Annotated in this window: 23 protein-coding genes; 7 read left to right on the top strand and 16 right to left on the bottom strand. The window is 64.2% G+C overall.

The features are described from left to right. Positions 1-66: 66 nt before the first annotated feature. Together cobS and FHR70_RS00360 are read right to left on the bottom strand one after the other, a co-directional pair. Positions 67-1,056 (bottom strand): cobaltochelatase subunit CobS, encoded by a 990-nt coding sequence (cobS, locus tag FHR70_RS00365; protein ID WP_183445974.1) that lies wholly within the window; start codon positions 1,054-1,056, stop codon positions 67-69. Positions 1,057-1,172: 116 nt separating this feature from the next. Then, entirely contained in the window at positions 1,173-1,802 is a 630-nt protein-coding gene (locus tag FHR70_RS00360; protein ID WP_183445973.1) for a J domain-containing protein, read from the bottom strand. A gap of 90 nt (positions 1,803-1,892) precedes the next feature. Here FHR70_RS00360 and FHR70_RS00355 point away from each other — a divergent pair, with 90 nt between their 5' ends. Beyond that, entirely contained in the window at positions 1,893-2,159 is a 267-nt protein-coding gene (locus FHR70_RS00355) for a BolA family protein (protein WP_183445971.1), read from the top strand. Between the two features lie 128 nt (positions 2,160-2,287). Here FHR70_RS00355 and FHR70_RS00350 read toward each other — a convergent pair whose 3' ends face one another. After that, entirely contained in the window at positions 2,288-3,454 is a 1,167-nt protein-coding gene (locus FHR70_RS00350) for an acetyl-CoA acetyltransferase (protein ID WP_183445969.1), read from the bottom strand. Between the two features lie 157 nt (positions 3,455-3,611). Between FHR70_RS00350 and FHR70_RS00345 the strand changes: the two genes are divergently transcribed. Further along, positions 3,612-4,190, top strand: coding sequence for an LOG family protein (locus FHR70_RS00345; protein WP_183445967.1), 579 nt, complete (start codon positions 3,612-3,614; stop codon positions 4,188-4,190). A gap of 7 nt (positions 4,191-4,197) precedes the next feature. Here FHR70_RS00345 and FHR70_RS00340 read toward each other — a convergent pair whose 3' ends face one another. Next, the gene (locus FHR70_RS00340) at positions 4,198-5,352 is read right to left on the bottom strand and encodes a 2OG-Fe(II) oxygenase (RefSeq protein ID WP_183445965.1); all 1,155 of its coding nucleotides are present in this window, start codon (positions 5,350-5,352) and stop codon (positions 4,198-4,200) included. A 70-nt stretch (positions 5,353-5,422) separates the two neighbouring features. Beyond that, entirely contained in the window at positions 5,423-6,325 is a 903-nt protein-coding gene (locus tag FHR70_RS00335) for a DMT family transporter (protein WP_183445963.1), read from the bottom strand. Between the two features lie 189 nt (positions 6,326-6,514). Here FHR70_RS00335 and FHR70_RS00330 point away from each other — a divergent pair, with 189 nt between their 5' ends. After that, the gene (locus FHR70_RS00330; RefSeq protein WP_183445961.1) at positions 6,515-7,909 is read left to right on the top strand and encodes a D-alanyl-D-alanine carboxypeptidase family protein; all 1,395 of its coding nucleotides are present in this window, start codon (positions 6,515-6,517) and stop codon (positions 7,907-7,909) included. A gap of 104 nt (positions 7,910-8,013) precedes the next feature. On the opposite strand, the gene FHR70_RS00325 is transcribed toward FHR70_RS00330, so the two are convergent. Beyond that, a complete protein-coding gene (locus FHR70_RS00325) occupies positions 8,014-9,987 on the bottom strand; it encodes a M10 family metallopeptidase C-terminal domain-containing protein (RefSeq protein ID WP_183445959.1) in 1,974 nt (657 codons plus the stop codon). 231 nt (positions 9,988-10,218) lie between these two features. On the opposite strand from FHR70_RS00325, the gene FHR70_RS00320 reads away from it, so the two are divergent. Both FHR70_RS00320 and FHR70_RS00315 read left to right on the top strand, forming a co-directional pair. Next, positions 10,219-11,127, top strand: a complete 909-nt coding sequence (locus FHR70_RS00320) for a DMT family transporter (RefSeq protein ID WP_183445957.1) — start codon at positions 10,219-10,221, stop codon at positions 11,125-11,127. 5 nt (positions 11,128-11,132) lie between these two features. Continuing rightward, positions 11,133-12,278, top strand: coding sequence for a CobW family GTP-binding protein (locus FHR70_RS00315; RefSeq protein ID WP_183445954.1), 1,146 nt, complete (start codon positions 11,133-11,135; stop codon positions 12,276-12,278). Between the two features lie 157 nt (positions 12,279-12,435). Here the strand turns inward: FHR70_RS00315 and FHR70_RS00310 are convergent, their stop codons facing one another. The 3 genes from FHR70_RS00310 to FHR70_RS00300 all read right to left on the bottom strand — a co-directional run bounded on the left by FHR70_RS00310 (position 12,436) and on the right by FHR70_RS00300 (position 15,198). Continuing rightward, entirely contained in the window at positions 12,436-13,203 is a 768-nt protein-coding gene (locus tag FHR70_RS00310; RefSeq protein WP_183445952.1) for an ABC transporter permease, read from the bottom strand. 8 nt (positions 13,204-13,211) lie between these two features. Then, on the bottom strand, positions 13,212-14,003 hold the full coding sequence (locus FHR70_RS00305) for an ABC transporter ATP-binding protein (RefSeq protein ID WP_210277437.1): 792 nt from the start codon (positions 14,001-14,003) through the stop codon (positions 13,212-13,214). 157 nt (positions 14,004-14,160) lie between these two features. After that, complete coding sequence (locus FHR70_RS00300; RefSeq protein ID WP_246407766.1) at positions 14,161-15,198, bottom strand: ABC transporter substrate-binding protein; 1,038 nt, start codon at positions 15,196-15,198, stop codon at positions 14,161-14,163. Positions 15,199-15,500: 302 nt separating this feature from the next. On the opposite strand from FHR70_RS00300, the gene FHR70_RS00295 reads away from it, so the two are divergent. Next, positions 15,501-16,508, top strand: a complete 1,008-nt coding sequence (locus FHR70_RS00295) for a TerC family protein (protein ID WP_183445950.1) — start codon at positions 15,501-15,503, stop codon at positions 16,506-16,508. 54 nt (positions 16,509-16,562) lie between these two features. Here the strand turns inward: FHR70_RS00295 and FHR70_RS00290 are convergent, their stop codons facing one another. Next, complete coding sequence (locus FHR70_RS00290; RefSeq protein ID WP_183445948.1) at positions 16,563-17,024, bottom strand: Lrp/AsnC ligand binding domain-containing protein; 462 nt, start codon at positions 17,022-17,024, stop codon at positions 16,563-16,565. A 114-nt stretch (positions 17,025-17,138) separates the two neighbouring features. Here FHR70_RS00290 and putA point away from each other — a divergent pair, with 114 nt between their 5' ends. Next, positions 17,139-20,237, top strand: coding sequence for a bifunctional proline dehydrogenase/L-glutamate gamma-semialdehyde dehydrogenase PutA (gene putA / locus FHR70_RS00285; protein WP_183445945.1), 3,099 nt, complete (start codon positions 17,139-17,141; stop codon positions 20,235-20,237). Positions 20,238-20,374: 137 nt separating this feature from the next. Here the strand turns inward: putA and FHR70_RS00280 are convergent, their stop codons facing one another. From FHR70_RS00280 to FHR70_RS00255, 6 genes are all read right to left on the bottom strand, one after another. After that, positions 20,375-20,884, bottom strand: a complete 510-nt coding sequence (locus tag FHR70_RS00280; protein ID WP_183445943.1) for a 2'-5' RNA ligase family protein — start codon at positions 20,882-20,884, stop codon at positions 20,375-20,377. 39 nt (positions 20,885-20,923) lie between these two features. After that, on the bottom strand, positions 20,924-21,325 hold the full coding sequence (locus tag FHR70_RS00275) for a F0F1 ATP synthase subunit epsilon (protein WP_183445941.1): 402 nt from the start codon (positions 21,323-21,325) through the stop codon (positions 20,924-20,926). 106 nt (positions 21,326-21,431) lie between these two features. After that, positions 21,432-22,886, bottom strand: coding sequence for a F0F1 ATP synthase subunit beta (atpD, locus tag FHR70_RS00270; protein ID WP_183445939.1), 1,455 nt, complete (start codon positions 22,884-22,886; stop codon positions 21,432-21,434). Positions 22,887-22,909: 23 nt separating this feature from the next. Then, on the bottom strand, positions 22,910-23,782 hold the full coding sequence (locus tag FHR70_RS00265) for a F0F1 ATP synthase subunit gamma (RefSeq protein ID WP_183445937.1): 873 nt from the start codon (positions 23,780-23,782) through the stop codon (positions 22,910-22,912). 36 nt (positions 23,783-23,818) lie between these two features. Beyond that, a complete protein-coding gene (gene atpA, locus FHR70_RS00260) occupies positions 23,819-25,348 on the bottom strand; it encodes a F0F1 ATP synthase subunit alpha (RefSeq protein ID WP_183445935.1) in 1,530 nt (509 codons plus the stop codon). Further along, positions 25,348-25,920: a F0F1 ATP synthase subunit delta gene (locus FHR70_RS00255; protein WP_183445933.1), complete on the bottom strand. Its 573-nt coding sequence runs from the start codon at positions 25,918-25,920 to the stop codon at positions 25,348-25,350. The genes atpA and FHR70_RS00255 overlap by 1 nt, the downstream gene beginning before the upstream one ends. Positions 25,921-25,962: the final 42 nt, after the last annotated feature.

Here is a 25,962-nt window from a genome sequence, read left to right as displayed (position 1 = left end):
TCTGGACCCGGCATCCTCGTCCTTCGAGACGCTACGCTCCTCAGGATGAGGATGCCTGATCGTTGATTAGCTCAGAACCATGTTCACGGCGCTCTCCGGCAGTTCCTTGCCGAAGGAGCGCTGGTAGAACTCGGCCACGAGCGTACGCTCCAGCTCGTCGCACTTGTTGAGGAAGGTGACCCGGAAGGCGAAGCCCGTATCGCCGAAGATCTCGGCGTTCTCGGCCCAGGTGATCACCGTGCGCGGGCTCATGACGGTTGAGAGGTCGCCGTTCATGAAGGCCGAGCGTGTGAGATCGGCGACCCGCACCATCTTGTTGACGATGTCCCGGCCGGCCGGATCCTCCTGATAGTGCTTCGCCTTGGAGAGGACGATGTCCACCTCCTTGTCGTGCGGCAGGTAGTTGAGCGTGGTGACGATGGACCAGCGGTCCATCTGACCCTGGTTGATCTGCTGCGTGCCGTGATAGAGGCCCGAGGTGTCGCCCAGCCCCACCGTGTTGGCGGTGGCGAACAGACGGAAGGCGGGATGAGGCCGGATCACGCGCTTCTGGTCGAGGAGCGTGAGCTTGCCCGACTGCTCCAGCACGCGCTGGATCACGAACATCACGTCGGGACGGCCAGCATCGTATTCGTCGAACACGAGGGCAACGTTGTTCTGCAGCGCCCAGGGCAAGATACCGTCCTGGAAGGCCGTGACCTGCTTGCCGTCCTGGAGCACGATGGCGTCCTTGCCCACGAGATCGATGCGGGACACGTGGCTGTCCAGGTTCACGCGCACGCAGGGCCAGTTGAGGCGGGCAGCCACCTGCTCGATATGGGTCGATTTGCCGGTACCGTGATAGCCGGTGATCATCACGCGGCGGTTGCGGGCAAAGCCTGCGAGGATGGCGAGCGTCGTGTCCCGGTCGAAGAGGTAGTCGGGATCGAGATCGGGCACATGCTGCTCGGTTTGCGAAAAGGCCGGAACTTCGAGATCCGAGTCGATGCCGAAGACCTGTCGCACGGACACCTTCATGTCTGGCAGAAGGGTCGCAGTCTCGGTTTGTGCCGTCATAGGGGCCTCTCGGTCAGAATAAGTGTCTTGAAGATGTCATGGGCTTCTTAAACCCCATGACCGAATGGTGCAATTTCCTAATAAGCCTATCGGGTCTGCCTGAAAGGATATTGTCTTCAGCAGAGGCCGGCGCTTTTGAGGGTGTCATGCGCCTTAATGATGTCGCGCAGGCGCTCCTCGAAGGAGCGGTCGCCCCCATTGGCATCCGGGTGAAAGCGCTTCACCAGGGACTTGTACTGAGCCTTGATGGCCGGTCCGTCGGCGGTCTCGTCGAGGCCGAGGATGTCGAGAGCCCGGCGCACGGCTCCCGTATAGCGGGGGCGCCTCGGCTCGGGCGAGGCTCGGCGGGCGCGGGCGTGGGTAAAGTCTTCTCCCCGGAGAACCCCAAGCGGATCGACGTATTCCCACTCGCGGGGCTCGGCCTTGGCACCCTGCCCCTCGCCGGTTGCCGCGGAGTTCACCCCCATGGCCCAGGTCGGCCGGTGGCCGATAATGGAATCCTTCTGGAAAGCCGCAACCGCGGTATCGGACATGCCGGCGAAATAATTATACGACGCATTGTACTCGCGCACATGCTGGAGGCAGAAGCGCCAGTACTGGCCCTCCCGGTCTCGCCCCTTGGGCGCGCGGTATTCGCCCGCAGCCTTGCAGGCGGGATGTTCGCAGACAGGCCCCTTGGTCTCCTGCGGTTCGTCACAGGAGGACTTGATGCGGATACGGTCGAAAAGAGGCGAGTTGAGATCCATGATTCAGCGATTATGAGTGGCTTCAGGCCCTGCGCCAAGGCCTGAGCGCTTTTGGCCGCAGACCCGTTCAAAAAGGATTGATCTTTCAGCATGACCCTCACCCACTGGATCACACAGACTTTGCAGGAGAACCTGCAGCCGACCGAACTGACCGTCACTGACGAATCAGAGAAGCATCACGGCCATGCAGGATGGCGGGAGGGCGGTGAAACTCACTTCCACGTTTATATCGTGTCTCAAGCCTTTTCCGGCAAGAGCCGGGTCGAGCGTCACCGCCTCGTGAACAGCACGCTGCAAGGCGCCTTCGACCGGGGTCTGCACGCCCTGGCCATTCAGGCCAAGGCGCCGGGGGAGTGAGACTCAGTCAGTGTCATTCCCGGCCGGAGCGTCAGCGGAGGGGAAGGGAATCCATAGCGCCGAGCGTGCAAGTGGATCCCCTTCCCGGTCCTTCAGACCGCCGGGGATGACAAAGCCCTAGGGCTTTGTCACTTAATCCGCTCAAGCACGCTCACATAGTTCGCCACGGCGGCGCCGCCCATGTTGAAGATGCCGCCGAGCACCGGGTTCTTCACCTGGATTCCGCCGGCCTCCTCGCAGAGCTGCATGGCGGAGAGCGCGTGCATGGAGACACCGGTGGCACCGATGGGATGGCCCTTGGCCTTGAGGCCACCCGAGGGATTCACCGGCAGCTTGCCGTCGCGGTTGGTCCAGCCTTCCTTGACGGCGATCGCGCCCTGTCCCCGCGGGGTCAGGCCCATGGCCTCGTACTCGATGAGCTCGGCGATGGTGAAGCAGTCGTGGGTTTCAACGAAGGACAGGTCGGAGAGCTCGATGCCGGCCTGGGACAGAGCCCGCCGCCAGGCTTCCGTGCAGCCCTCGAACTGAACGATGTCGCGCTTCGACATGGGCAGGAAATCCTGCGCGTGGGCCGTGGCCCGGAAGGCGACTGCGCGCTTCATGCGAAGCGCCGTTTCCGTGTCGGCGATCACCAGGGCGGCGGCACCGTCCGAGACCAGCGAGCAGTCGGTGCGCTTCAAGGGACCGGCCACGAACGGGTTCTTCTCGCTCTCGGCCCGGCAGAAGTCGAAGCCCAGATCCTTGCGCATCTGCGCGTAAGGGTTGTCGACGCCGTTCCTGTGGTTCTTGGCCGCGATCATGGCGAGCGCATCGGACTGGTCGCCGTGGCGCTGGAAGTAGGCGCCGGCGATCTTGCCGAACACACCGGCAAAGCCGCCCGGCGTGTCGCCATCCTCGGGAAGGTAGGAGGCCTTGAGCAGATTCTTGCCGATCTCAGGTCCCGGCGTGCGGGTCATCTGCTCGACACCGACCACCAGCACGGTCTTGGCGCGCTTGGCTTCGATGGTCTTGATCGCCTGGTGCACGGCCGCCGAGCCGGTCGCACAGGCATTCTCGATCCTGGTCGCCGGTTTGAAACGGAATTTGTCGCTCGCCTGGAACACCAGGGATGCGGTGAAGTCCTGAGGTGAGAAGCCGGCATTGAAATGACCGAGCACCACCTCGTCCACATCCTCGGGCCCGATCCCGGCATGCTCCAGTGCCTCGTTGGTGACGCGGACGATCAGGCTCTCGACGGTCTCGGCGTCGAGCTTGCCGAAGGGGGTATGAGCCCAGCCGACGATGCAGGCGGTCATGGAGGTCTCCTCAAGGATTGTGCTGTTGGACCACAAAGTGGGCTTGTTTGCTCCATTCAGCAAGCCGGATCATGAGGAAGAAGGCCTTTTCGGGGCTTGAGCCCGGCCCTGTCCTGTCGTCCATCGAGGGGTGAAGCGAATCGCGAAGGAAGAACCCATGCGTCTGTGCGTCTTCTGCGGCTCCAATGCCGGGCAGGATCCCGTCTATCTCGACACCGCGCGTGCGCTGGGCGAGACCCTGGCGGCCAACGGAATCGAACTCGTCTATGGCGGCGCGTCTGTCGGCCTCATGGGCGCGGTCGCCGACGCAGCCATGGCCAAGGGCGGCCATGTGATCGGCGTGATGCCGCAGGCGCTGGTGGACAAGGAGATCGCCCATCGCGGCTTGAGCGATCTGCGGGTGGTGGGCTCCATGCACGAGCGCAAGGCTCTCATGGCCGAGCTCGCCGACGGCTTTGTCGCCCTGCCGGGCGGCCTCGGCACCTTCGAGGAGTTGTTCGAGGTGTGGACCTGGGCGCAGCTCGGCTATCACCGCAAGCCCTGCGCGCTGCTCAACGCCGGCGGTTTTTACGACAAGCTGACCGACTTCCTGGACGACGTGGTGGACCGCGGCTTCGTGAAGCCGATCCACCGCGCCATGCTGATCGTCGAGAGCGAGCCTGCGACCCTAATTCAGGCCATTCGTGCTTACGAACCGCCGAAGGTGGACAAGTGGATCAAGGCCGGCGAACGCTAACCCGGGATCACGCCCTGTACGCGCCCACGCCCTCGCCGAGATGGGCGTTGTTCGCCTCGCGCACCTTCGCGGCCTCTTCGTCATAGAGGAACGGCAGGAAGGCGAAGCGGCGGCCTTTCGTGACCTTGGACACCGCGTGCAGGAGCGGACAGGAGAACACCACGGCACCGCCGGGCGGTGCCTTGTAGCTGCGCGGCCCGTATTCCGGGAAGCTCACCTCGCCGCCCTCGAAATCGCCGTTGAGGTTGATCGAAACCGCGAAGCGGCGATGGGCCGTACCGCTCGTGGTGTTGTCGCGATGCGCCCGGAAATGGCCGCCATCCTCAGCCGCATAGCAGGAGACGATGTAGCGCTCCATGCGCGAGGGCTTGAAGAAATGCACCTTCTCGATCTCGGGATTGATGCGGCGGATGATGCGGTGCTGCACCTGCCGGATCAGATTGGGATCGTCGATGGTGTAATCCTTGCGCCGCTTGTGGTTTGGATCGTGCGCCGCCACGGTCTTGCCGTTGACCTCGCGCATGAAGCCGGATTCCTCGCCGCCATGCTGCTCGTAGAGGCCGATCAGGTGACGGCAGAACTCGGGCTCGAACACGTCCGGGATGACGAGGACGGGGGCCGGAAGCTCGAAGCCGGCATAATGGCTGACCGGCGGCAGATCCCGCAGGCAGGCCATCACCTTGTCGCGGTCGCTGCCATCCTGTTCGAACGGGAAGATGGCGCGCACGCGCAGGGACGGATTGAGCACCATCCAGAAGCGGCGGATCGGAACAGCGCCCTGCCCAGGCTCGGCATTCCGCGGCAGGGCGCCGTAGAGGCGCCCGACCGTGCCGTCGAAATCCCAGAAGTGGCGGATGCCCGGAATGATCTGCCGGGCACGATCTTCAGACTGGTCCGACGGATCGACGCTCACGCCGAACAGAGCGATCTTGTCATCGTCGAAGAGGGAGCGGTGCTGGTCCTGGAACGATGCCAGGGCTGCTTGGCCGGCTTCGTCCGAGCCTGTGCCGTAGAAGCACAGGACGACATAGCGGCCAGCCACCGTGTCGAAGCTGAAATTCGGATTGCTGGTGGAATTCTGTTTGAACCATGGAACCGGATCGCCGACCTGGAGGACACGATAAGCAGGCTGCAGGGTCTCAGGAGCGGCGACATCGGTCATAAGGCAATCCAGAATATGTTCGTCTTTTATGCAACTTTGTTCGTTATCACGCGACTACCGCAGCGACAAGCTAACGTTGCGCCAGCAAGAGCAGGGCAACCCCTCCCAGGATGAACAACATCCCGGCCAACTCGCGCCTGGTGGTCGCCTGTGCCAGGAAATGATGGGACACCGCCTGCGCCATCAGCACCTCCACCAGGGCGAGGGTGCGCACATTGGCCGCCGTGGTGAGCGCGAAGCCGATGAACCAGAACTGAGACGCCAGCGCGCCGAGGAAGCCTGCTCCCAGGGAAGGGCGCCAGGCGGCGAAGCTCGCCACGAGCGCCTTACGATCGAAGAGCCCGAGCCAGACGAGTAGGACAGCGGTCTGCAGGCCGAGTCCCCAGACCAGCGTCGTGGATGCGCGGATGAGCGGGGAGCCCTCGTCGAGGGACAGGATCGCGCCGCGAAAGCCGATGGCGGCCAGGGCGAAGAAGGCCCCCGAGGCGAGTCCGAAGAGAACGGGCCTGAGGCCGGCCGAGGTCAGGCTCGTGCCCGGCTTCACCGACATGAGCAGCACGCCGCCCGTGGCGACCGCGATCGCGAGAGCCATGGCCGGGGTGAGCGGATCACCCAGGAGCACCAGCCCGAACAGGGCCACCTGGACGGGTTCGGTTTTCGTATAGGCGGTGACCACCGAGAAGGCGCGCTCCCGCATGGCCGAGAGCATGAGCGCGGTGGCGAGGATCTGCGTCAGGGCACCCATGAGCGCATAGGCCAGGAAGGCTGCATTGGGGCTGGGCGGCGTTTCCCCGGTGGCGATACTCATCGCGGCCAAGCCCAGGAGCGCGAAGGGAAAACCGTACAGGAACCGGACCTGGGTCGCCCCTACGGTCCCGATGGTCTCGGTGAGGCGACGCTGCGTGGCGTTGCGGCCCGTCTGGGCAGCCGCAGCCGCCAGGGTCACCGGAATCCAGAGGAGGGATGCAGTCATGGCGATCTTCAATCCGCGCGGCTCTTGCCACTCTCTTGCCATGGAATTCGTTAAGAAGGGGAGTTTAAGCAATCAACAAACGGCCCAACCTAGCCAAGGCCAAGGTTTGGCACTAGAAATAGCCCAGCTGACAGGCGGGGCTTGATCGATCCTCTCCTATCGTTGAACGAAGCCAAGGAGTCGTTCCGCATGAACGTTAGCCGAGCCCTCCGCGTGACAGCCTTTGCCCTTGCCGCCCTGATGGGCGGTTCGGCTCTGGCCGCCGGCGGCCCTGCTCTTGTCGTCGAAGTCGAATCCGGCCGCGTTCTCCACGCCGAGCGGGCGACCGACCCCTGGTTTCCAGCCTCCATCACCAAGCTGATGACGGCCTATGTGGCCCTCGACAAGATCCGTTCCGGCCAGATGAGCATGGATACGCTGCTCATCGTGTCCGATAGCGCCGCCGCCCTGCCCCCGTCGAAGATGGGCTTCAAGCCCGGCACCCAGATCCGGCTCGACAATGCCCTCAAGATCATGATGGTGAAGTCGGCGAATGATATCGCCGCCACCATCGCGGAGAATATCGGAGGTTCGATCGACGGCTTCGCCGAGCTGATGAACGCCCATGCCCAGCGCCTCGGCATGGTGAGCAGCCGCTTCGCCAATCCCCATGGCCTACCCGACGAGCGCAACCAGACCACGGCCCGCGACATGGCGCTTCTCGCCCGCGCGCTGCTGCTGGAGTTCCCGGACCACAAGGACCTGTTCGACATCGGCGCCGTCCAGTTCGGCCGCCGCATCATGCGCAACACCAACGGCCTTATCGGCCGCTATCCCGGTGCAGACGGCATGAAGACCGGCTTCATCTGCTCGTCCGGCTTCAACGTGGTGGCCAGCGCCCATCGCGACGGCCGCCACCTGATCACGGTCGTGCTCGGCGCTCCTTCCGCCAACGAGCGCACCATCAAGGCCGCCGAGCTGTTCGACCGCGGCTTCAACAGCAAGGTGAACTTCACCAATCCGGAACTGGCAGCCCTGCCTGCCTCGGCCAATGCCACGCCGCCGGACATGCGCCCGGTCATCTGCGACCGCCGCGGACCGATGCCGCAGGAGGAGGACACTCCGGCCGTTGCCGAAACCGACAGCAACATCCCGAACCTGTTCTCCTCGGAGGTCATGGCCTTTGCCGGCACGGCCGCCGACAAGCCGGTGCGCACCGTGCTCGGGCCCCGCACCGCCGTGCAGCCGGAGCGGGTCTGGGTCGGCCTGAATCCGCCGAGCGAGGCCGAGCTCGCCGCCCAGGCGGCAGCCGAAGCTGCGGCCGAGCAGGCTCGCCGGACCAAGACCAAGAAGGCGGCGGCTCCCAAGAAGGGCAAGGCGGCTGCCAAGCAGGACGACGACGCTGATCAGGACGACGCACAGACCGCCGAGAAGGAGCCCGCAAAGGCCACGGCCAAAAGCGCAGACAAGGGCAAGACCCCGCCCCGCGTGAGCGTGACCGTGAAGCCGGTGACGGGGCCTAAGCCGGCGGCGAAGCCTGCTGCGGACACGAAGTCGAAGGCTCAGAAGGCCGATGCCGCGAAACCGTCCACCAAGACGAACTGAGCTCCATGCGAGGAGCACGGACCCGCAGCTTCTCCTAACCTGAGACATAGAAAAGCCTCCGCTTGCACAAGCGGAGGCATTTTGCTTCGTGACCAAGCTGCCGATCAGATGACGAAGAAGTCCTTGTAGGTCATGGCGAGCTTCTTCGAGAGAGCAGCAATCTCGACCGCCTTGCCTTTGCCCGAGCCATCGGCATCGTAGAGCAGCACGCCCTTGGCCTTGTCGTAGATCACGTAGTCGTTCTTGTCCTTCGCCTTCGTGCCGATGGTGAAGAACACCTTGCCGAGCTGGGCCGGATTGTCTTCCGTGCCCTTCTTTCCGAGCTTGGCAAAGACCTTGTTGTCGAGCCAGATCGAGTCGTCCTTGGTCTTGAAGTCGGCGATCTTGTCCCTGTTGGTCTTCGTGTTCGCTTTGGTATCGAACACGAAGACGTCCCGGCCCGCGCCGCCCTTCAGGCTGTCATTGCCAGCCCCGCCCCAGATCTCGTCATGGTCCGCGCCTGCCTGAAGATCGTCGTTGCCGCTCCCGCCCTTGAGCAGATTGGCGAGATCGTCGCCGGTGAGCTTGTCATTGAAAGCCGAGCCGACGATGCCCTCGATGGCGGTCAGCACATCGCCCGTCGCCTCACCGGCAGCGCCGGCCTTCTTGGCCAGATCCACATCGACCCGGCTCGTCGCGGCCGCGTAGGACACGAGGTCGAGACCGGCTCCGCCGTCCAGGCTGTCGGCCCCGACCCCACCGTCCAGCGTGTCGGATCCGTTGTTGCCGTAGAGACGGTCTTTGCCGGCCATTCCCTTCAGCGTGTCGTCGAAAACCGTTCCAACATAATTGTCTTCATTGTCGGAGCCCGACCAGTTGAGGCTCTCGACGCGAGGATCGAGGACCTGGGCGGCGCCATGGGGCTCTCTGCTCCCGTTCAACTCTGTCCATGTGAGCAGCAGCCGACCATCGGCCAGAGCCGAAAGTTGAGGACTTTGGACATCCTGGAACCCTCCCGTAACGGCCAATACTTCGTCACCATCGCGCGTGCCATCGGCTTTAAAGGCAACGACGCGAATGGATTGGACGCGGGCCGAGGGCGATCCATCACCGAAGTCCCAATCCTCGAATGCCACGGCAAATCCACCATTCGGCAAAGCGGCAACGGAAGAGAGACGCTGAGATCCCTGCGTTTTGACATTGATCTGGAAATCGTTCCCGACCGGTGTGCCGTCTGAGGTGAAGATTCGCCCCCGAATCGAATTGACGAATGGATCCTCGCCGGTTCCACCGGATTGGGTCCACACGGCAACGAAGCGTCCATCCACAAGGGCTGTGATGGACGGCTGGACTTGGTTGTCATCTCGGGTGCTCGGCAGGATGATGCCGTTTTCCGGTGTCACTTCCAAACCGTTCGGCGTGTAGATGTGAGATCGCAACTCACCGGCTTCATCAAAGTATGCCAGAACGACATTGCCGTTTTTGAGCGTGGTGAAACTCTGTAATTCGTCACTCGAGAGATTAATAGGCTTGCTGGCACCTAAACGCCCACCGTTCGCGTCGTAGCGTTGAGTCATCAGTGTAGGGAATTCTCCAAACACTGTGCTGGTCTGGTAGGAAAGCATGAAGCCGCCATCGTCCAGCGCCGTGAGGACGGAATTCGATTGCCAGCCTTCGGTCTCCCGCGTCGCAACGATCTCCGCACCGGCGCTGCGGTCCGCTTTGTAGACCCGGATCAGGGTATCTGTATTCTCAAACGCTCCGTCCGGTGAGCGGCCATAGGATACGGCGAAACCGCCATCCTTCAATGCGACCACATCGCTGACTGCAAGAGCGGCATGATCGCCTTCCAAGGAGCTGATCACGAATTCTTCGCCGAGCTTGTCGCCATTGGCATAGAAGACCTGCCCACGGACGGTGCTGTACCTCGTCTCCGAAATGACCTCTCCTGTTTCCGGGTCCTTGACGGTCTCGATGACCTCTTGAGACCAGACAACGGCGAAGGTACCGTCCTCGAGGGTGGCAAGCCTTTGCCCGACGGAATAGGATTTAATCGGGTTGATCCTGAAAACCGGCCCTGTGGGAAGAGGTGTGCCCACGGCAAATCCTTTCTTGAACGGTCAGTCCAAGTGATTAAGACTGCCTTCAAGCCAAGCTTTCCCTCAGGTGATCGACCTTGACTACTCTCCGGACGGAGGGTGACCTTAGAGGAGGAACATCGCTCCGGCCGGCATCAGGAATGCGGAACGAAAGGCATGTGGCGGGGCAGAAGGGCCTTGCAATCCATGCCCGTTCAGGCGAACGGTGCCGCCTTACCGCCGAAGCCCCATATGACCCATTCCTCCTCCCCCACCACAGGCCTGCTCTTCGCTCTCGTCTCGGCGAGTCTTTACGGCTTCAACATCGTGTATGCCCGCATCGCTTCCTTCGCCGGGGCCAGCGGCTCGGCGATCGTGGTGTACCGGGTGTTCCTGATGCTCGTTCTGGTCGGCATCGTGGCGGCCGTCATGCGCGGTTCGCTGAAGGCGGCCCGGGAGGAGCGCGGCACGCTGATCCTGCTCGGCGTCGCCACGGCCTTCGTGGGCATCTGCTATCTCTCGTCGGTCGCCTATATCCCGGTCACCGTGGCGGCCGTGGTGTTCTACACCTTCCCGATCCTGATCGTGCTCGCGAGCCCCTTCGTGGAGGGCACGAAGCTCACGCCGTCCCTGCTGGGCGTCGTGGCCGTCGCCACCCTCGGGGTTGCCCTGGTGGTGGGTCCGGCCTTCGGTGATCTCGACTGGCGCGGCCTCGCCCTTGCCTTCGGGGCGAGCATCGCCACGGCGATTCAGTTCTTCGCCGCCGCCCGCTGCCGCCGAACCGGCGTCATGGCCAAGACCTTCTGGATTCATGTGCTTGTCCTGCCGACCGCAGCGCTCATCAGCCTGGCGGCCGGGCAGCTCGCCCCACCCTCCTCCCTGGCCGCCGCCCCCTTCGCGGTCACCATGACCATCGGCGGCTATGTCTTCGGCTTCGTCCTGCAGTTCCTGGCGCTCGGGCGCATCACGGCGGTGGCCGCCGGAATCATCTACTGCACCGAGCCCGTGGTGGCTGCCATCGCGTCGGCCCTCATCCTCGACGAGGTCCTGTCGCCCCTGCAGATGGCAGGCGGCGCCCTTGTGCTGGGAGCCATCATGGCCAACGTTGTGCTGGAGCAGCGCCGCCCGAAAGGTGCGCCCCTGGTGCCGATTGCGGATTGAACACGATGACCGACAGCCCGATGACCCCTCCCGCCCCCCTGCCGCTCACCATCCTCACGGGCTTTCTCGGCTCGGGCAAAACCACCCTGCTCAACCGGCTCCTGAAGGATCCCGCCCTGCAGGACAGCGTGGTGATCATCAACGAGTTCGGTGAGATCGGCCTGGACCACCTGCTGGTGGAAACGGTCGACGAGGGCATGGTGCTGCTCTCCGCCGGGTGCCTCTGCTGCACCGTGCGCGGCGACCTCATCGCGACCCTCGAAGACCTCCTGCGCAAGCGCGACAACGGTCGCATCATGCCGTTCAAGCGCGTGATCATCGAAACCACGGGGCTTGCCGATCCGGCGCCGATCCTGCACGCGGTGCTCTATCATCCGTATCTGTCCCTGCGTTACGCCGTGGAGGGCGTGGTGACGGTGGTCGATGCGGTCAACGGTGCCACGACCCTCGATGCCCATCGCGAGGCCGTGAAGCAGGCAGCGGTGGCCGAGCGCATCGTCCTCTCGAAAACCGACCTCGTGGCCGATGAATCAAGGCGCTCGGAGTTGCGGGAGCGGCTGCATCAGCTCAATCCCGGCGCAACCCTGCTCGCGGCGGATGCGCCGGCCGAGGCGGTCATCGCAGGTGGCCTCTTCGATCTCGAAGGCAGGATCGCCGATGTGGCCGAGTGGCTGAAAACGGAGGCGGTCGAGGAGGCCGAGCGTGAGAGCCATGCGCATCAGCACGGACACCATCACCACCATCATGGCCACGACCATCACCATCATCACGATGTAAACCGGCACGACGAGAAGATCCGCGCCTTCTGCCTCACGAGCGATCAGCCGATCCGCCAGGGCACGCTCGACATGTTCCTCGACCTCCTGCGCTCGTCGCAGGGCGCGAAGCTCCTGCGCGTGAAGGGCCTCGTGGCGCTGGCCGAAGACCCGGAGCATCCGGTCGTGATCCACGGCGTGCAGCACGTGATCCACGTGCCGGCCGTGCTGCCGCGCTGGCCCAGCGAAGACAGGCGCAGCCGCATCGTGTTCATCGTCGACGATCTCGAGCGCGACACGGTGGAGAAGCTCTGGAACGCCTTTCTCGGCAAGCCTGCCGTCGATCAGCCCGATGCGGCGGCGCTGTCGGACAATCCGCTGTCGCTGAGGCGGTGAGCACCTCTCGCGGATCTCCAACAAGAGCCTCATCCTGAGGAGCGAGCTTGCTCGCGTCTCGAAGGACAAGGCGCTTCCCATGCATTCTGGAGCTCCTTCGAGACGCCGCTTTCAGCGGCTCCTCAGGATGAGGGGAGAGGGGTGTGAGGTGTCTACCTCATGCCGCCATCTGCGAGCGCTGCGCCCAGCCGGTCATGGAGCGCTCCGCATAGGCCGTGATCGCGTACATGATCACGCCGAGCACCGCGAGGACCACAAGGGCGGCCCAGACGAGGGGCACCTCGAAGGCTGCGGACGCGCGCGTGAGCAGGTTGCCGATGCCCACATTCGACGCATTCTGCTCGCCGATCACGGATCCCACATAGGCGAGCGTGATCGCGACCTTCAACGAGCCGAAGAAGTACGGCATGGCGCGCGGCACGCCGACCTTGAACACGATGTCGCGCTTCGAGGCGCCGAGCGCCCGCAGCACGTCCTCCATCTCAGGCTCCACAGTGGCGATGCCGGTGGCGACGTTCACCACGATGGGGAAGAACGAGATCAGGAAGGCGGTCATCACCGGCGGCACCCAGCCGACGCCGAACCAGAACACCAGGATTGGCACCACGGCCACTTTCGGGATCGAGTTGAAGCCGACCAGCAGCGGATAGGTGCCCGCATTGATGAGCCGCGAGGAGCCGAGCACCATCCCGAGCAGGAGGCCGAAGCCGACGGCCAGACCAAAGCCCGCCAGCGTCATCCAGAGGGTATGCATGGCGTGGTAGGCGAGCTGGTTCCGGTATTCCCACACGGCCCAGAGGATCGTGGAGGGCGCCGGCAGGATGAAGCTCGAGATCTTCAAGACGTGGCAGAGGATCTCCCACAGGGCGAAGAAACCGACGGTGAAGACCCACGGCGCGAGGGCGAGCTGGCTCTTGGTTTTCATGACGTTCCTCACGCCGCCTGGCGCGCCTGGGCGATATGGCCGCGCAATTCGTGGACGAGGGCGGAGAATTCAGGCGTATAGGTGATCTCGAGATCGCGTGGCCGCGGGAACTCCACCTCCCGCTCGGCGACGATCCGGCCCGGACGCGCGCTCATGCAGAAGATTCGGTCCGACAGGAACGCCGCCTCGCGCAGGTCATGGGTGACGAGAATGATGGTGACCTTCTGCGCCGCATGGAGGTCGCGCATCACGCACCACAATTCCTCGCGGGTGAAGCTGTCGAGGGCGCCGAAGGGCTCGTCGAGCATGAGGAGCTTGGGCTCGTGGATCAGCGCGCGGCAGAGCGAGGCGCGCTGCTGCATGCCGCCGGACAATTGCCAGGGGAACTTGTGACCCTGCCCTTTCAGCCCCACCTGGGCGAGCAGGCCCTCGGCCTTGGCCACGTACTCCGCCTTGTGCCGCCGCAGCCGCGAGCGGTGCGGCTCCACGATCTCGAGGGGCAGCAGGATGTTGTCGAGGGTGGTGCGCCAGGGCAGCATCGTGGGGTTCTGGAAGGCCATGCCGGCCAGTTTGACAGGAGCCCCCACTTGCCTGCCATCGACAACGACCGTCCCCTCAGCCGGAAACTGCAGGCCGGTGGCAAGCTTCATCAGGGTGGACTTGCCGCAGCCCGAGGGACCGACGATGGCGGCGAACTCACCCTCGTGTACCTTGAGGTTCAGGTTCTGGACCGCCGGCAGGCCGTCCTCGGCCCGCGCATAGACGTGGGTCACGTCGTGGATATCGACGAAAGCAGACAAGGGGCGCTCCGTGATCTCACCCTCCCCTTGAGGGGGAGGGTCGGCCGTCAGGCCGGGGTGGGGTGAGTAGCGCGACCTTGCAGACCGTAGCGTTTCCCCCCCACCCCGCTCGCTTATGCTCGCGGCCCTCCCCTTCAAGGGGAGGGTGAGAGAAGGCTCAGTTCACCTTGCGCTGGTCGGCCGCTGGCAGGAACTGCTCCGTGAACACCGCGTCCACTTCGGGCTTGGCCTTGTAGGTGAAGGTCAGGCCGATCTGGTCGAGGGCTTTGGCGAAGCGGGCCTTGTCGATGCCTCCGAAACCGTTCTCCTTGACCCAGGGGGTGATCATGTTCTGCTCCAGCACCATCTTGAGGCGCTCAAGCTCCACGTCCTTCTTGGCCACGTCGTTGCGCTTGATCACCGCATCGACGGCGCTCGACGGGTCTTTCACCGTGTCCTGCACGCCCTTCATGATGGCGCGTAAGAGCCCCTTCACGGCCTCCGGCTTCTCCTGAGCGAACTTCTGCGAGACGATGATGGTGTTGCCATAGAGATCGACGCCGTAATCGCTCATGAGCATCACGACGATGTCGTCCGCCGGCACGCCGCGGGATTTCAGGTTGATGTAGGACGACATGGAGAAGCCGAAGACCGCATCGACTTCTCCCTGCGCCAGCATGGGCTCGCGAACAGGGAAGCCGACATTCTCGAACTTCATGCTGGAATCGTCGATCTTGTTGACGGCCTTGAAGATCGGCCATTGCGCGAAGGCGCCATCGGCGGCCGGCGCACCGAACTTCTTGCCCTGGAGGCTCGATACCTCCTTGCTGATGCCCCGGCTCTTGCGCCCGATGAGGGCAAAAGGCGGACGGTCATAGATCACCATCACGGCCTTGATGTCCGTGCCCGGATTCTCGTCGCGGAAGCGCACAAGGGAGTTCACGTCGCCAAAGCCCACATCATAGGTGCCCGAGGCCACGCGGGAGATCGGCTCGCGGGATCCTGCCGCCGGATCGATCGTGACGTCGAGACCCTCGGCCTTGAAGTAGCCCTTGTCGAGGGCGACCGCGAAGGGTGCCGCCGGCCCTTCCCAACGCCAGTCCAGGGAGAACCGTACCGGGGTCTGAGCCTGGGCAGCCGCGGAGCCAAGAAACACGGCGGCACCCGCCAGCATCCCTTTGATCCACTTCGCCTTCATCGAACGATCCACGAACATCACCGTCACCTCTGATCTTTATCGTTTGGAGCCTTATGGCGCTCTTTTCGGCCACCTGCCCGGTTCGTAACCATGCAACCAGATCGGCGGCGGGGGTCAAGTCTCTTGCCGTGGCATTCCTGCCTCCGGAGAGGGCATTTGACAAAAAGTTGAGCAGAAATTCTCAAGGCCGGGACCCTTGACGGCTCCAAGAGCGCTTCCCACCTTGGTGCCATCGGCGACCGGGCCCCTCTGGCAGGACGTGAGCACACGACTGTGATGTCGGAGCCGATGCTTGAACAGAAGCAATCATAGGTCCGGTTATGCCAGAATTCCTGCTCATGGAATGGCTGGGAAAGCCCGTCTGGATGTGGACGGCTTTCTTGAGCCTTGTCGTTTTTCTCCTCGCCTTCGATCTCGGCGTCCTCAACAGAAAGGACAAAGAACTCGGCGTGAAGGAGAGTCTTCTCCTCTCTGCCTTCTACATCGGCATCGCTACCGCCTTCGGCGCGTATATCTGGTGGTCGTTCGAGACCGGCCTTCTGGTGACGGAAGACGGAAGCCATGCAGGCATCTCGTACTTCACGGGCTTCTTCATCGAGAAGTCCCTGTCCATCGACAATGTCTTCGTGATCTCGCTGATCTTCAGCTATTTCGCGATCCCCCGAAAATACCAGTATCGTGCCCTCGTGTGGGGCATCATCGGCGTCATCGTTCTGCGCGGCATCATGATCGCGCTGGGCGCGGCTCTGGTACAGGAATATTCCTGGATGCTCTACATCTTCGGCGCTTTCCTCATCGCGACCGGCATCAAGATGCTGATCGTTCCCGAGAGCGATCCCGACATCGAGAAGAACCCGCTCGTCCGTTTCCTGCGCAAGCACATGCGGGTGACGAACCGCCTTCACGACCAGCACTTCTTCGTGCGCGAGCCCGATCCAAAGACGGGCAAGATCGTCACCTGGGCGACGCCGCTCTTCCTGGCTCTCGTGGTGATCAACGTCGCCGACCTGATCTTCGCGGTGGATTCGGTGCCGGCGATCTTCGCCATCACCACAGATACCTTCGTGGTCTACACGGCCAACATCATGGCGATCCTGGGCTTAAGGGCGCTCTACTTCGCGCTGGCCGCGATGGTGCACCGGTTCCACTACCTGAAATACGCTCTGGCCCTGGTGCTCGTGTTCATCGGCGGCAAGATCTTCTGGAACCAGCTCGTCGGCAAGCTCGATCCCACCATCTCGCTGGGCGTGACCCTCGCCCTGATCGCGGGTGGCGTCGTCTTCTCCCTGTGGAAGACAAAGGACGAGCCGAAGGCGATCTCCGGCTGAGGCTCGAAGGTAACCTGAAAAGGAAAAGGCGGCTTCGAGCCGCCTTTTTCATGCCTACACCGGCAGCATCCCGTCGCTCTTGACCTCCTCCATCACCGCATAGGTGCGGGTTTCCTTCACGCCCGGCAGGGCGAGCAGAATTTCGCCGAGGAAGTGACGGTAGGCGGCCATGTCGGCCACGCGGGTTTTCACGAGATAATCGAAGCCGCCCGCCACCATGTGGCATTCCAGGACCTCGGGCGCCCGCTTCACGGCGGCGGCGAATTTTTCGAAGACGTCCGCCGTCGTCTTGTCGAGGGAGACCTCCACGAAAACCAGGAGCCCCAACCCGAGCCGGTGCGGATCGAGCCTCGCGCCATAGCCGGCGATGTAGCCCTCCCGCTGGAGGCGCTTGACCCTCTCGCTGGTGGAAGTGGGCGACAGCCCGATCGTCTCGGCTAGGTCCACCGTGGCGATGCGGCCATCCGCCTGAAGAGCTTTAAGGATCTTGCGGTCGGTTCGGTCCAGCTCCGGCATTTTCACGGCCCTTCCCCATTTCCTCCGTGTTTACTAAGGCAAGTTCAGCTATTTTGCCATCGAAACACGGCCGGGAGCTTCATATATTCCGGGAAACATCCAGAGGACAATCCGATGAGCCCTGCCCCCGGCGCCGCCCTGCCCTTCAACCCTCCCTTCGCGGAAGACGACAAGGCCCTTGCCGCCCGGCTTCTCGCCAGTTCCCGCCTGTCCCCGGAGCGGGAGAGGCGCGTGGACGAGCAGGCGACCCGCCTGATCGAGGCGATCCGCGCCAAGGGCGGCGGGCTCGGCGGCGTCGAGGAGATGTTGCGGGAATACGCGCTTTCCACCAAAGAGGGGCTTGCCCTCATGGTGCTGGCCGAGGCGCTGCTGCGCGTGCCGGACGCCGCCACCGCCGACCGCCTCATCGAGGACAAGCTGGGGCAGGCCGATTTCGCAAGCCATGAGGCGAAGTCCGATGCCTTCCTCGTCTCGGCTTCGGCCTGGGCACTCGGGATCACCGCGCGCGTCATCCAGCCCGGCGAGACGCCGGAGAGCATTCTGGGCCAGCTCACCAAGCGCCTCGGCCTTCCGGCGGTGCGCACCGCCACCCGCCAAGCCATGCGGGTGATGGGCAATCATTTCGTGCTCGGCCAGACCATCGAGGAGGCCCTGAAGCGTGCCGGCTCGTCCAAGGGCCGGGTCTACCGCTATTCCTTCGACATGCTGGGCGAAGGTGCCCGCACTGCCGACGATGCCCGCCGGTATTTCGACTCCTATGCGTCGGCCATCGACGCCATCGGCCGCTCCGCCGGCAACGAGCCCCTGCCGAATCGTCCCGGCATTTCGGTGAAGCTCTCGGCCCTGCATCCGCGCTACGAGGCCACGAGCCGCGAGCGGGTCATGCGCGAACTCGTGCCGCTGGTGATCGAGCTGGCGCGACAAGCCAAATCCTACGATCTCAACTTCACCGTCGATGCGGAAGAAGCCGACCGGCTTGAACTCTCGCTTGAGGTAATCGAGGCTGTGCTCGCCGATCCGTCTCTCGCCGACTGGAAGGGCTTCGGCCTCGCCATCCAATCCTACCAGAAGCGCGCCGGCTCGGTGATCGACGCCATTGCGGCCATGGCCGAGAAATACGACCGCCAGCTCATGGTGCGCCTCGTGAAGGGCGCCTATTGGGACACGGAGGTGAAGCGCGCCCAGGAGCGCGGGCTCGACGACTACCCGGTCTTCACCCGCAAGGCGATGACGGATCTGCACTACATGGCCTGCGCCGAGAAGATGCTCTCGCTTCGGCCGCGCATCTACCCGCAATTCGCCACCCACAACGCCCTCACCGTTGCGTCCATTATCGAGCGTGCCGGCGGCACGGAGGGCTACGAATTCCAGCGCCTGCACGGCATGGGCGAAGCGCTCTATGGCCGCCTGCTTGAGGACAAGCCGGGTCTTGCCTGCCGGGCCTATGCGCCGGTCGGCGGCCACCGTGATCTGCTCGCCTATCTCGTGCGCCGTCTGCTGGAGAACGGCGCCAACTCCTCCTTCGTGTCCGTGGCCGCCGACCCGAATGTGCCGGTGCAGGAGCTCTTGAAACGTCCCGCCGACATCATCGTCTCCGCCGACAAGGCACGTCATCCGAAACTGCCTTTGCCGCGTGATCTCTATGGACCCGGGCGCGCCAATTCGAGAGGTGTCGAGTTCGGCCATCGCGCTTCGCTCGAGGCGCTTCTTGCCGAAATCCGGAAGAGCGGGCAGCAGAGCTTCAAGGCCGAGCCGCTGATCGACGGCAAGGCAGCGTCCGGCACCGCCCGGCCCGTCGTCAGCCCCATCGACGGCAGCACGGTCGCGGGCCAGGTGACTGAGGCCTCTCCGGAGGTGGCGGACCGCGCCATGGCGGCGGCTCATAAAGGCTTTGCGAGCTGGAGCCGCACGGATGCAGACACGCGCGCCAAGGCGCTGCATCGCGCCGCCGATCTCCTGGAAGAGCGACGCGGCGCGCTGCTCCATCTGCTGCAGGTGGAAGCCGGCAAGACCCTCGACGATGCGCTCTCCGAGGTGCGCGAGGCAATCGACTTTCTGCGCTACTACGCCGTCCAGGGCCGCACCCTCTTCGGCAACGGCGACCTCATGCCGGGGCCGACGGGCGAGAGCAACGTGCTGCGCCTGCGCGGGCGCGGCGTGTTCGTGGCGATCTCGCCCTGGAACTTCCCGCTCGCCATCTTCCTCGGCCAGGTGAGCGCCGCCCTCATGGCCGGCAATGCCGTTGTGGCGAAGCCTGCCGAGCAGACCCCGCTCGTGGCGGACCTTGCCGTGCGCATCCTGCACAAAGCGGGCGTGCCGAAGACGGCGCTGCATCTCGTGCCGGGCGACGGGCGCGTCGGGGCGCGTCTCGTGGAGCATACGAATGTGGCAGGCGTGGTCTTCACCGGCTCGACGGAGGTGGCCCGCATCATCAACCGCACGCTGGCGAACAAGGATGCGGCTATCGTGCCGCTGATCGCCGAGACCGGCGGCATCAATGCCATGATCGTCGATGCGACGGCTTTGCCGGAGCAGGTCGCCGACGACGTGGTGACCTCGGCCTTCCGCTCCGCCGGCCAACGCTGCTCGGCTCTGCGCCTGCTCTGCGTGCAGGAGGATGTGGCCGACCGCATGATCGAGATGATCGCGGGCAATGCGCAGGAGCTGAAGATCGCCGATCCGCGCGAGATTTCGACCCATGTGGGCCCAGTGATCGACCGTGAGGCGAAGGACAAGCTCGACGCGCATATCGAAGCCATGAAGCGCCACGCGAGGGTGCATTATGCAGGCGAGGCGCCCGCAAACGGAACCTACGTGGCCCCGCACATCTTTGAGCTCAACAAGCCGCACGATCTCGCCCAGGAGGTGTTCGGCCCGGTGCTCCACGTGGTGCGCTATAAGGCCGGTCGTCTCGAAGAGGTGCTGCAGGCGATCGAGGGTACGGGCTATGGCCTGACGCTCGGCGTGCACTCGCGCATCGACGACACGGTGGAGCGTGTCGTCGAGGCCCTGTCGGTCGGCAACGTCTATGTGAACCGCAACATGATCGGCGCCGTGGTCGGCGTGCAGCCCTTCGGCGGCCACGGCCTCTCCGGCACCGGCCCGAAGGCCGGCGGACCGCACTACCTCCTGCGCTTCGCCACCGAGCAGACGGTGACCATCAACACGGCGGCCGCCGGCGGCAATGCCAACCTGATCGCCATGGGAGAGTAGGGCGACGAGCCCCGACCGCTCGCCAACGTGTTCTTCATTCGTCATCCCCGGACTTGTTCCGGGGATCCACGGCTTCAGACCGGTTTAGAAAAGACGTGGATGGCCATGGCAAGCACGGCCATGACCTTCGTGGGGAGTTATGACGCGAACCGGAAGCTGCGCACCTGCTCCCATGGCCCGCCGCGGTACCACCACAGGTCCAGCCCCATCCCTGTGACCTCGAACGGCTGAAATCCTTCTCTCAAATCCTCCAGCAGAGCCCGCGCCTGTGTTGGATCAACCTTGTTCTGCACCGTCACATGCGGGTTATGGTTCTGCCGATCCTGAGGCTTGAGCCAATCGTTCCATATCAGCGCGAGATGGCGGCGCATTGCCGCAAGCTCAGGGGATGCAAGCGCGTAGGCGACCCCACGCCCGAGGGAGCGCACGCCAGTCACATCCAGCTTGAATGGCTTTAGATCTGACGTAGAGACCTCGATATCCTGCTCAAGGGTTGCGATGTGCTCCCCCGGCAGGGCGTGGAACAGGGTCAGGTGAGCCGGGATGAAGTTGCGCTCGGGCGGAAAGTAGCGCCGTCGCAGCGTGTCGAAAAAGGCGAAGGAGCGCTCGTCGAGCTGGAGCGTAAGGATGAGCGGCGCGGTGTGCATGAAAAGAAAAACCCGGCTCGGAGCCGGGTTGTTTCAGGATCAGAAGTTCAGCGCCGCTTTGGCTTCGCGCAACTGCGCGATGGCCGATTCGGCTGCTTGCCTGGCCGCCGGCTCGTTGGTGGCGTCGTAGTGCATCTCGGCCGTCAGGATTTCCTGATCGAGGATGTCCTGGGTCAGCTCTTCCTCGGGCAGGGCGCGCTCGGCCAGAACCGTGAGGCCGTTCTGGTTGATATCGGCGAAGCCGCCGCGGATGAGAACACGGCGTCCATTGCCGGGCGTGCTGGTGACGACGAGAAACCCGGTCTTGAGGGCCGTCATCACTGGCGCGTGGCCGGCCAGAACCGTCATGTCGCCTTCGGTGGCTGGCAGCACGACAGCGTCCACGTCGCCGGAGAACAGCACACGCTCGGGAGAGACGAGTTCGAAATTGAAGGTAGCCATTGGAGCTCCTCGTCAGCCCGCATGATCGGGAGTCGTTTGGGAGATACGCTAGGACAAAATCATCCCGGAGCGCACGAACACGGCTCCGGGATGACGTGAGCTTGAACTAGGCAGCTTCAGCGGCGAGGCGCTGGGCCTTTTCGACGGCTTCCTCGATGGTGCCGACCATGTAGAAGGCCGCCTCGGGAAGATGATCGTACTGGCCGTCGACCAGACCCTTGAAGCCCTTGATAGTGTCTTCAAGCGCCACGAGCTTGCCGGGCGAACCGGTGAACACTTCGGCCACGTGGAACGGCTGCGACAGGAAGCGCTCGATCTTGCGGGCGCGGGCGACGGTGAGCTTGTCCTCTTCGGAGAGCTCGTCCATGCCCAGGATCGCGATGATGTCCTGGAGTGCCTTGTAGCGCTGCAGCACCTGCTGGACCTGACGGGCGGTGTTATAGTGCTCCTCGCCGACGATGGCGGCGGACAGCATGCGCGAGGTCGAGTCGAGCGGGTCCACGGCCGGGTAGATGCCCTTCTCGGCGATCGAGCGCGACAGCACGGTCGTAGCGTCGAGGTGGGCGAAGGAGGTGGCCGGGGCCGGGTCGGTCAGGTCGTCGGCGGGCACGTAGATGGCCTGCACCGAGGTGATCGAGCCCTTGGTCGTGGTGGTGATGCGTTCCTGCAGGGCGCCCATGTCGGTGGAGAGCGTCGGCTGATAGCCCACGGCCGAAGGAATACGGCCGAGAAGCGCCGACACCTCGGAGCCCGCCTGGGTGAAGCGGAAGATGTTGTCGACGAAGAACAGCACGTCCTGGCCCTGGTCGCGGAAGTTCTCGGCGACGGTGAGGCCGGTGAGCGCGACGCGGGCGCGGGCGCCCGGGGGCTCGTTCATCTGGCCGTACACGAGGGCGCACTTGGAGCCGGCAGCCGATCCGGACTCGCGCGGATCCACGTTCACCTTCGACTCGATCATCTCGTGATAGAGATCGTTGCCTTCGCGGGTGCGCTCGCCGACGCCGGCGAACACGGAGTAGCCGCCGTGCGCCTTCGCGACGTTGTTGATCAGTTCCATGATGAGCACGGTCTTGCCGACGCCTGCGCCGCCGAAGAGGCCGATCTTACCGCCCTTGGCGTAGGGAGCGAGCAGGTCGACGACCTTGATGCCCGTCACAAGAATCTGGCCCTCGGTGGACTGCTCGGCGTAGGACGGGGCCGGCTGGTGGATCGCGCGGGTGCCTTCACCGACGATCGGGCCGGCTTCGTCCACCGGCTCGCCGATGACGTTCATGATGCGGCCGAGGGTGGCGGCGCCGACCGGCACCGAGATCGGCGCGCCGGTGTCGGTGACCGGCTGGCCGCGAACCAGGCCTTCGGAGGTGTCCATGGCGATGCAGCGCACGGTGCTCTCGCCGAGCTGCTGCGCCACTTCGAGCACGAGGCGGTTGCCGCCGTTCGTGGTCTCGAGGGCGTTGAGGATCTCCGGCAGGTGACCTTCGAACTGCACGTCGACGACGGCGCCGATGACCTGCGTGATGCGACCGGTCGCTTTACCGGCAGTGGTAGCGGTGTTGGCCATGATTGGCTCCTCTCGGATGCTTGTCAGAGCGCCTCGGCGCCCGAAATGATTTCGATCAGTTCCTTGGTGATCATCGCCTGACGCGACCGGTTGTAGGTCATCGTCTGCTTCTTGATCATCTCGCCCGCATTGCGGGTGGCGTTGTCCATGGCGCTCATCCGGGCGCCCTGTTCGGAAGCGGCGTTCTCGAGCAGCGCGCGGAAGATCTGCACGGTGAGGTTCCGCGGCAGGAGCGTCGTCAGGATCTCGCCTTCCTCGGGCTCGTAATCGTAGACCGCGTCGGAGGACGCTCCGGTGGCCTCGATCTGAGCCGGGATGATCTGCTGCGCGGTCGGGATCTGGGCGATCACCGAGCGGAAGCGCGAGTAGAACAAGGTCGCCACATCGAACTCGCCGGCGTCGAAGCGGGCGAGCACCTTCTGGGCGATCATGTCGCCCTGCTCGAAGCCGATCTGGCGCACGGACCGCAGGTCGATGAGCTCGATGATCTGCTCGGCGAACTGACGACGCAGGATGTCGTAGCCCTTCTTGCCGACGCAGATGATCTTGACCGTCTTGCCCTCGGCCATGAGCCGGGTGGCATGGTCGCGGGCAAGACGTGCGATCGATGAGTTGAAGGCACCGCAGAGACCGCGCTCGGCGGTGCAGACGATCAGCAGGTGAACCCGGTCGGAGCCGGTCCCGGCGAGCAGGCGCGGCGTCTCGGGTCCGACGGTGATACCGGACGCGAGATTGCCGAGCACCGCGGACATGCGCTCTGCGTAAGGACGCGCGGCTTCCGCCGCGGTCTGCGCGCGGCGCAGCTTCGCGGCGGCCACCATCTGCATGGCCTTGGTGATCTTCTGCGTCGCCTTGACCGAGGCGATGCGGTTACGAAGGTCTTTTAAGCTCGGCATCGAGCGCCCTACCCTCTCCGGAAAACCGGCTGGATCTTACGAGAAAGACTTGGCGAAGTTCTGGACGACGTCCTTGAGCTTCGCTTCCGAGTCGCTCGACAGGTCCTTCGAAGCGCGAACAGCCTCAAGGATATCGGCGTGCTTGCTGCGCAGGAGCGAGAGCAGACCGTCCTCGAACGCACGCACCCGGTTGAGGGGCAGGTTGTCGAGGTAGCCGTTCACGCCGGCGTAGATCACGGCGACCTGCTCTTCCATCTTCAGCGGCGAGAACTGCGGCTGCTTCAGGAGCTCGGTCAGGCGCGAACCACGGTTCAGCAGGCGCTGGGTGGTGGCGTCGAGGTCGGAGCCGAACTGCGCGAAGGCCGCCATCTCGCGGTACTGCGCCAGCTCGCCCTTGATCTTGCCCGCGACCTTCTTCATCGCCTTCGTCTGGGCCGAGGAGCCCACGCGCGACACGGACAGACCGACGTTCACCGCCGGGCGGATGCCCTGGTAGAACAGGTCCGTCTCAAGGAAGATCTGGCCGTCGGTGATCGAGATCACGTTGGTCGGGATATAGGCCGACACGTCGTTGGCCTGCGTCTCGATGACCGGCAGAGCGGTGAGCGAGCCCGCGCCATGGCTGTCGTTGAGCTTCGCGGCGCGCTCCAGCAGACGGGAGTGCAGGTAGAACACGTCGCCCGGGTAAGCCTCGCGGCCCGGCGGACGGCGGAGCAGCAGCGACATCTGACGGTAGGCGACGGCCTGCTTGGACAGGTCGTCGTACACGATCACGGCATGCATGCCGTTGTCGCGGAAGAACTCGCCCATGGCGCAGCCCGAGAACGGCGCCAGGAACTGCATCGGAGCCGGGTCCGACGCGGTGGCCGCGATGATGATCGAGTACTCAAGAGCGCCCTGCTCTTCGAGAACCTTCACGAACTGGGCGACCGTGGAGCGCTTCTGACCGACTGCGACGTACACGCAGTAGAGCTTCTGCGACTCATCGTTGCCCTGGTTGAGCGGCTTCTGGTTGAGGATCGTGTCGAGCACGACGGCGGTCTTGCCGGTCTGGCGGTCGCCGATGATCAGCTCGCGCTGGCCGCGGCCGACCGGGATCAGGGCGTCGATCGCCTTGAGGCCCGTGGCCATCGGCTCGTGCACCGACTTGCGCGGAATGATGCCGGGAGCCTTCACGTCCACGCGGCGGCGCTCGGTGGACTGGATCGGGCCCTTGCCGTCGATGGGGTTGCCGAGCGCGTCGACGACGCGGCCGAGCAGGCCCTTGCCGACCGGCACGTCCACGATGGCGCCGGTGCGCTTCACGGTCTGGCCTTCGGCGATCTCACGGTCGGAGCCGAACACCACGACGCCGACGTTGTCGGTCTCGAGGTTGAGGGCCATGCCGCGCACGCCGCTCTCGAATTCGACCATCTCACCGGCCTGGACCTTGTCGAGGCCGTAGCAACGGGCGATACCGTCACCGACGGACAGAACCTGCCCGACTTCGGTGACTTCAGCTTCGGTACCGAAGTTCTTGATCTGCTCTTTGAGGATCGCGGAGATCTCAGCGGCTCGAATGTCCATCAGCGGACCTCTTTCATCGCTAGACGAATGGAATTGAGTTTGGTGCGCACCGAGGCATCCACCATGCGGGAGCCCATCTTCACGATGAGACCGCCGATGAGGCTCGGGTCGATTTTGACGTCGACAGCGACGTCAGCCTTGGCGACGTCGCGCAGCGCCGCCTTGATTTCGTTCAGAACGGTATCGGACGGCGCCTCCGCCAGTGTGACCTGTGCCCGGACGATGCCCTTGGCATCGGACACCAGGTTCTGGAAGGCGCGGATCATGTCCGGCAGGGCGAAGAGGCGGCGCTTCGAGGCCACGAGCCGGATGAAATTGCCTGCAAGGCCCGAGATGCCGGCCTTGTCGAGGATCGCGCCGATCGCGTTCGACTGCTCTTCAGCCGTGAAAATGGGGTTGGAGATCAGGCGCTGCAAGTCGTCGCTGCCGCGGATCAGCTGGTCGAAGCGAGCAAGATCGCCGGCGACAGCGTCCACGGACTTCGCTTCGCGGGCGAGTTCGAACAGCGCCGAAGCATAGCGCAACGCTACGCCCGACAGGAGGGGTCCTTCTTGGGAACCGCTTTGCGCCACGTAACCATCTCTCTCGTGTCATAACGTGCCTCGGACCGGGAA

Source organism: Microvirga lupini (assembly GCF_014191055.1).
Taxonomy (GTDB): domain Bacteria; phylum Pseudomonadota; class Alphaproteobacteria; order Rhizobiales; family Beijerinckiaceae; genus Microvirga; species Microvirga lupini_A.
Note: the sequence above shows the minus strand (reverse complement) of the source record. Positions and strands in the feature narration are given on the sequence as shown.

Coding starts and splice junctions, on each gene's coding strand:
- FHR70_RS00345 (WP_183445967.1), top strand. CDS start 3,612: ATGCGTCTGTGCGTCTTCTGCGGCTCCAATGCCGGGCAGGATCCCGTC.
- FHR70_RS00315 (WP_183445954.1), top strand. CDS start 11,133: ATGACCGACAGCCCGATGACCCCTCCCGCCCCCCTGCCGCTCACCATC.
- atpD (WP_183445939.1), bottom strand. CDS start 22,886: ATGGCCAACACCGCTACCACTGCCGGTAAAGCGACCGGTCGCATCACG.
- cobS (WP_183445974.1), bottom strand. CDS start 1,056: ATGACGGCACAAACCGAGACTGCGACCCTTCTGCCAGACATGAAGGTG.
- FHR70_RS00320 (WP_183445957.1), top strand. CDS start 10,219: ATGACCCATTCCTCCTCCCCCACCACAGGCCTGCTCTTCGCTCTCGTC.
- FHR70_RS00265 (WP_183445937.1), bottom strand. CDS start 23,782: ATGCCGAGCTTAAAAGACCTTCGTAACCGCATCGCCTCGGTCAAGGCG.
- FHR70_RS00310 (WP_183445952.1), bottom strand. CDS start 13,203: ATGAAAACCAAGAGCCAGCTCGCCCTCGCGCCGTGGGTCTTCACCGTC.
- putA (WP_183445945.1), top strand. CDS start 17,139: ATGAGCCCTGCCCCCGGCGCCGCCCTGCCCTTCAACCCTCCCTTCGCG.
- FHR70_RS00295 (WP_183445950.1), top strand. CDS start 15,501: ATGCCAGAATTCCTGCTCATGGAATGGCTGGGAAAGCCCGTCTGGATG.
- atpA (WP_183445935.1), bottom strand. CDS start 25,348: ATGGACATTCGAGCCGCTGAGATCTCCGCGATCCTCAAAGAGCAGATC.
- FHR70_RS00350 (WP_183445969.1), bottom strand. CDS start 3,454: ATGACCGCCTGCATCGTCGGCTGGGCTCATACCCCCTTCGGCAAGCTC.
- FHR70_RS00335 (WP_183445963.1), bottom strand. CDS start 6,325: ATGACTGCATCCCTCCTCTGGATTCCGGTGACCCTGGCGGCTGCGGCT.
- FHR70_RS00290 (WP_183445948.1), bottom strand. CDS start 17,024: ATGCCGGAGCTGGACCGAACCGACCGCAAGATCCTTAAAGCTCTTCAG.
- FHR70_RS00300 (WP_246407766.1), bottom strand. CDS start 15,198: ATGTTCGTGGATCGTTCGATGAAGGCGAAGTGGATCAAAGGGATGCTG.
- FHR70_RS00280 (WP_183445943.1), bottom strand. CDS start 20,884: ATGCACACCGCGCCGCTCATCCTTACGCTCCAGCTCGACGAGCGCTCC.
- FHR70_RS00340 (WP_183445965.1), bottom strand. CDS start 5,352: ATGACCGATGTCGCCGCTCCTGAGACCCTGCAGCCTGCTTATCGTGTC.
- FHR70_RS00330 (WP_183445961.1), top strand. CDS start 6,515: ATGAACGTTAGCCGAGCCCTCCGCGTGACAGCCTTTGCCCTTGCCGCC.
- FHR70_RS00360 (WP_183445973.1), bottom strand. CDS start 1,802: ATGGATCTCAACTCGCCTCTTTTCGACCGTATCCGCATCAAGTCCTCC.
- FHR70_RS00355 (WP_183445971.1), top strand. CDS start 1,893: ATGACCCTCACCCACTGGATCACACAGACTTTGCAGGAGAACCTGCAG.
- FHR70_RS00275 (WP_183445941.1), bottom strand. CDS start 21,325: ATGGCTACCTTCAATTTCGAACTCGTCTCTCCCGAGCGTGTGCTGTTC.